Consider the following 5,417-nt stretch of genomic DNA (forward strand, 5'->3'; position numbering starts at 1 on the left):
GTGGCGGCAAAAATCAGATACACGCTTCGGGTGAGGCCGAAGAGCGCCGGAACAGAATCGAACGCGAACAGCAGATCCGTTCCGCCGAGCGCCGTCATCACCAGCAACATCGGGGTCATCACCCGCCTGCCGTTTTCGACGATGAACAACCGGTCGCGGTCGTAGTTGTCCGAGGTGCGCAAGAACCGCTTGGCGACGCGGATGGCCAAGGTGTCGGCGGTGCGGCGCTCAGTCGCCTCCGGTTTGGCCAGCAACACCGCAGTGAGCAATAGCAGCACCGCGAAGAGGTAAAACGCCCAGTCGAAAATCCTGACCAACGCCGCGCCGAGAACGATGAAGCCGGTTCGGGCGATCAGGGCGAAAAGAATGCCGAACAACAGCACCTTTTGCTGTGCCACACGCGGCACACCGAAACTGGCCATGATCACCAGGAAAACGAACAAATTGTCCACCGATAATGCCTGGTTGCTGAGATAGCAAGCGAAATACTCAATGCCCATTGCGGTGCCGCCGAGCATTAGTACAGCCCCGCCGAACACAATCGCCACCCCGATATAAACCGTCGACCAGATCGCGGCATCGCGCACAGTCGGGATATGCGGCCTACGGACGTGGAAAAAATAGTCGAATAACGCCAAACCGACGATGATGGCGATGGTCAGGGCCCAGACCAGCGCGGAAACACCCATGTAGCTGTTTGTCCTCCCACGGCATGCGTTGTGCGGTCCCCGGCAATCGGATCGGAGCGCCCCCCATGACCCGGAGAGCCCAATCCTTGCGGAGGCAAAACTCAATCCGGACGGTAACGCAATCCATGTCCAGGCCGTACGGGGCCACGCCCGCGACACCGCCAGCGGTGCATCATTTCGACATCGGCTGGGTATCTCTTTCCGTAATCTCTGCGATGTGACTTCGCAATTGCGGCCGCCTGGAGCAAAGTGGTGTCGGCCTAGCGATGATGTGGACCGTGCCGAGGTACACGGTGGGCCAGAGCCCGCCAAAGAAAGCAATCCAGAAGTAGCGATAGCGGCGGCCAGGGAGGGTGGGTGACCGGGCGGCGAGGTCGGATGTTGAGTCGTGCGGTGCTCGCGCTGGCAGCCGCAGGAGTTGTGGTGGCGTTGGCGCCGTGCGCGGCGGCATCTCCGGAGAGCGACGCCAACGACGCAATCACCGCGGCATGGCAAGCCGCCGGCGGCGCCGAGTCGCGGCTCGGCCCCAAGCAAGGTGACGTCTACGGCGTCGGCGACGGCTTCGTTCAGGACTTCGCCGGCGGCAAAATGTTTTTCACCCCGGCGACCGGGGCCAGATCGCTCTACGGGCCGATCCTCGACAAATACGAATCGTTAGGCGGTCCCGTCGGCAGCGACTTGGGGTTCCCGACGATCAGCGAGGTGCCGGGCCTGGCTGGGCCCGACACGTTGGTGAGCACGTTCGCCGCCAGCGACAAGCCGGTGATCTTTTGGTCGGCCGCCCATGGCGCGTTCGTGGTCCGCGGCGCGATGAACGCCGCATGGGACAAGCTGGGTAGCTCCGGCGGCGTACTGGGCGTTCCGGTCAGCGACGAGACCTACAACGGCGAACTCTCGACCCAGTCGTTCACCGGCGGACAGGTGTCGTGGAACCGGCTGACGAAGGTGTTCGCGACGCTCCCGCCCGAGTTGGCTCAGCAGCTGACCGGCCTCCAGGTTCCCATCGACCCCACAGCGGCGATCAACACGGCCTGGCGCTCGGCCGGCGGGGCCGCGGGTCCGCTCGGCGCCAAACAGGGCGGGCAATACCCGGTCGGCAACAACGCGATAGCGCAGAAGTTCGTCGGCGGAAAGGTCTTCTTCAGCCCGGCAACCGGGGCCAACGCGGTGGAGAGCGACATCCTGGCCAAATACGAATCACTCGGCGGCGCGGGCAGCGACCTGGGACTTCCGACGGCCAATGAAACCGACGGGGGCATCAAGCCGACGAGTCGCATCAGCACGTTTTCGGCCGCCGATAAGCCCGTGATTTTCTGGACCCCTGCCCACGGCGCATTCGTAGTGCGCGGGGTCATGAAGGCGGCGTGGGACAAGCTGGGCGGCGCGAAAGGCACGCTCGGCGCGCCGGTGGGTGACCAAGCTGTCGACGGCGACGTCGTCTCACAGAAATTCACCGGCGGCAAGCTCTCCTGGAACCGGGCCAAGAACGTCTTTACCACTGAGCCGCCCAATTTGGCGTCCAAACTGTCCGGGCTGCAACTGCCGGGCCAGAAGCAGCCCAGCCGACCCGCGGCGCCCGCCGGTGCCGCACGGACGTGGCACTGGTGGTGGCTGTTGGTGGCCATCGCGGTGCTGCTGCTGGTGGGCCTGCTCGGGTTGACGACGCTCTGGGTGCGTCGACGCCGCACGGTCGGTCGCCGCGCTGCAGCCCGACGGCAACGCGACGCCAGGGTTGGGAGAGCCTACGAGCCCGTACCGAGCGCTGAGGATCGATGGTCAACCGACGCGGACCGCGACGTCGGCTCGCCGGGATTTGCCGGCGGCTACCCGGAGCCACCGGAGGCTACGACTGCGATGGCAGCGCCTGAGCGTACTCCGGCGCCGGAGAGACCCCCGGCGCCCGAGAGCTGGAGGCAGCCAGCACCGCAGGCGGAGGCTGGCTCGATGGGCGCTGAGCATGCCGGCGGTGCGCCGCCCGACGTCGAAGAGGAGCTTGGCGTCGAGGATCCGGACAAGGTCGACACCGCACCAACGCGCATCCCGTCAGAAGCCGAACTCAACCCGGAACCCGCGGTGAGAACTGGGCGGCATGCGGCGGTGGAGACCCCCGAGGACGAGGACATGCAGCCGGAGGCGCCAGCCGTCAGCGCCGTTACGCCGACCATCCACCTTCCGCTGGAAGACCCGCGCGAGGCGCCGGAGGGGTATCCGGTCAAAGGCAACGCCAGCTTCGGCCTGTATTACACGCCCGACAGCGCCCTATACCACGACGCGTTCGCCGAAATCTGGTTCGCCAGCGAGGAAGTCGCGCGCGCGAACGGCTTCACCAAGGCCGGCTAGGCCGGTGCAGCCACCGCGTCAGATTTTGCGGATGACCGTGACCACCTTGCCGAGGATCGCGGCGTCGTTGCCGGGGATGGGATCAAACGCGGGGTTGTGCGGCATCAGCCAGACCTGACCGCCGGTGCGCTTGAACGTCTTGACGGTGGCCTCACCGTCGATCATCGCCGCGACGATGTCGCCGTTGTCGGCGACGTTCTGCTGGCGCACCACCACCCAGTCGCCGTCGCAGATTGCGGCGTCGACCATCGAGTCACCGACGACTCGCAGCAAGAACAACGCACCCTCACCGACCAGCTCGCGCGGTAACGGAAAGACGTCCTCCACCGCTTCCTCGGCGAGGATCGGCCCGCCGGCGGCGATGCGCCCGAGCACTGGGACGAATGTGGGTTCGGGCAAGGCGTCCGACCCCGACACGTCGGTGAGAACCGGAGGCGCGGCGTCGTCGGCTCCCCGGACGTCAACCGCGCGCGGGCGGTTGGGGTCGCGCCGCAGATAGCCTTTGCGCTCGAGCGTGCGCAGCTGGTGAGCCACCGACGACGTCGACGTCAGGCCGACGGCATCACCGATCTCGCGGATACTCGGTGGGTAGCCGCGGCTGGTGACCGAGGCGCGGATGACCTCCAGGATGGTGCGCTGCCGCTCGGTCAGCGCTGAATCCACAGCTTGCATGCGGCGGCCTCGGCCGGTGGGGGTGTCGCTGCTATTGCTCATAGCGTTCGAATGTAGCCCCATCCCGCCCGATACTCAAACGTTTGTTCGACGCGTGTCGCGGTGTGTCGTCCTAGGCCGGGCCGCGACGAGCGGGTTTGTCAGTGGCATGGCCTACCGTTTCAACCGCTCGGCAACAATTCGATCACATGTTCGGAAATCGAACGCACTATCGAATACAGTCGAACATGCGATCGACTACCGGCCTGATGGGAGGCACTATGACGCTCATACAGACAACAAGGCCGCACGCGGTGCATCGTGGCCAGCCCGTCTCCAGGCATTCCCGGCGCGGTGAGCGGCGACCAGGCCCCGCACGGCCGCGCGTGGCGCCGCCGCGTTACCGCGGCACCGGCGTGTGGATGTCCACGGCGCCGCACCGCAGGCGGCCGATCACGCCGGCCACGACGGTGGGGCTGGCCCTGCTGGCCGCGCTGATCACTGTCTGGCTCGGGCTGGTTGCGCACGTCGGCGACATGGTTGGCAGCGGCTCCGGCGGCGGGCATGGGCCGATGCCCGATCGGCTTGCCGTAGTCCGGGTCGACGCCGGCGAGACTCTGCCGCACCTGGCTGCCCGGGTGGCGCCCGACGCGCCGGTCGGCGACGTCGCGCAGCGCATCCGCGAGCTCAACGATCTGCAGTCGCCGACGCTGACCGCAGGTCAAACGCTGATCGCGCCGGTCGGCTGACGGCACTGCCGTGCAGCGCGAAAATGCCGCCAGCTCAATGACCCTCGCCGCAGGCAGCGAGCAACGCCTGTCCGCCGCAGCATTCGCCCTTCCGACGAGCACACAGGTACTCTCGGAGTGGTCCGAGGCACGCCGGCGGGATGAAGGAGCGGTCATGCACTGTCCGTTCTGCCGCCATCCCGACTCCCGGGTGGTCGACTCCCGGGAAACCGACGAAGGCCAGGCGATTCGACGCCGCCGGGCCTGCCCGGAGTGCGGGCGGCGGTTCACCACCGTGGAAACGGCGGTGCTGGCTGTGGTCAAGCGCAGCGGCGTCACCGAACCCTTCAGCCGGGAAAAGGTCATCAGCGGGGTGCGTCGGGCATGTCAGGGCCGCCAGGTCGACGATGACGCGCTGAACCTGTTGGCCCAGCAGGTCGAAGACACCGTGCGTGCGAAGGGGTCGCCGGAGGTGCCCAGTCACGAAGTCGGCTTGGCGATCCTCGGGCCGCTGCGAGAACTCGACGAGGTGGCGTACCTACGGTTCGCGTCGGTGTACCGGTCGTTTTCCTCGGCAGACGATTTCGAGCGGGAGATCGAAGCGCTGCGGGCGCACCGCAAGGTGTCCACCCCGAATTGAGCGGGCGCTGAAAAAGGTGCCGAAAGGCCGCCGTTAGGCTTGCGGCATGCCTGCCGAACTGCACCCTGACCTTGAAGCGTTAGCGCCGCTGCTGGGTACCTGGGCGGGCCGCGGCTCGGGCAAGTACCCGACCATCGAACCGTTCGAGTATCTCGAAGAAGTGGTGTTCTCCCATGTCGGCAAGCCCTTCCTGATCTACGGGCAAAAGACCAAAGCGCCCGCCGACGGCAAGCCGCTGCACGCCGAAACCGGTTATCTGCGGGTGCCGCAACCCGGGCGGGTCGAGCTGGTGCTGGCCCACCCGAGTGGCATCACCGAAATCGAGGTGGGCACATACTCGACTAGCGGTGACGTCATCGACATCGAGAT

General features: G+C 66.5%; 6 protein-coding genes. 4 read left to right on the top strand and 2 right to left on the bottom strand.

All coding sequences use genetic code 11. The annotated features are described in order from the left end of the window. On the bottom strand, positions 1 to 689 hold a 689-nt coding region (locus VFA16_RS02100; protein WP_414687614.1), incomplete at its 3' end, for a TerC family protein. A gap of 357 nt (positions 690 to 1,046) precedes the next feature. On the opposite strand from VFA16_RS02100, the gene VFA16_RS02105 reads away from it, so the two are divergent. Beyond that, entirely contained in the window at positions 1,047 to 3,029 is a 1,983-nt protein-coding gene (locus VFA16_RS02105) for a hypothetical protein (protein ID WP_324966225.1), read from the top strand. Between the two features lie 18 nt (positions 3,030 to 3,047). Here VFA16_RS02105 and lexA read toward each other — a convergent pair whose 3' ends face one another. Continuing rightward, positions 3,048 to 3,743 (bottom strand): transcriptional repressor LexA, encoded by a 696-nt coding sequence (gene lexA / locus VFA16_RS02110; protein ID WP_324966226.1) that lies wholly within the window; start codon positions 3,741 to 3,743, stop codon positions 3,048 to 3,050. Between the two features lie 218 nt (positions 3,744 to 3,961). On the opposite strand from lexA, the gene VFA16_RS02115 reads away from it, so the two are divergent. From VFA16_RS02115 to VFA16_RS02125, 3 genes are all read left to right on the top strand, one after another. Further along, positions 3,962 to 4,429, top strand: coding sequence for a LysM peptidoglycan-binding domain-containing protein (locus VFA16_RS02115; protein ID WP_324966227.1), 468 nt, complete (start codon positions 3,962 to 3,964; stop codon positions 4,427 to 4,429). 154 nt (positions 4,430 to 4,583) lie between these two features. Then, the gene (gene nrdR / locus VFA16_RS02120) at positions 4,584 to 5,048 is read left to right on the top strand and encodes a transcriptional regulator NrdR (protein WP_324966228.1); all 465 of its coding nucleotides are present in this window, start codon (positions 4,584 to 4,586) and stop codon (positions 5,046 to 5,048) included. Positions 5,049 to 5,094: 46 nt separating this feature from the next. After that, on the top strand, positions 5,095 to 5,417 hold a 323-nt coding region (locus tag VFA16_RS02125; RefSeq protein WP_324966229.1), incomplete at its 3' end, for an FABP family protein.

This window comes from Mycobacterium sp., assembly GCF_035653355.1.
Classification (GTDB): Bacteria; Actinomycetota; Actinomycetes; order Mycobacteriales; family Mycobacteriaceae; genus Mycobacterium.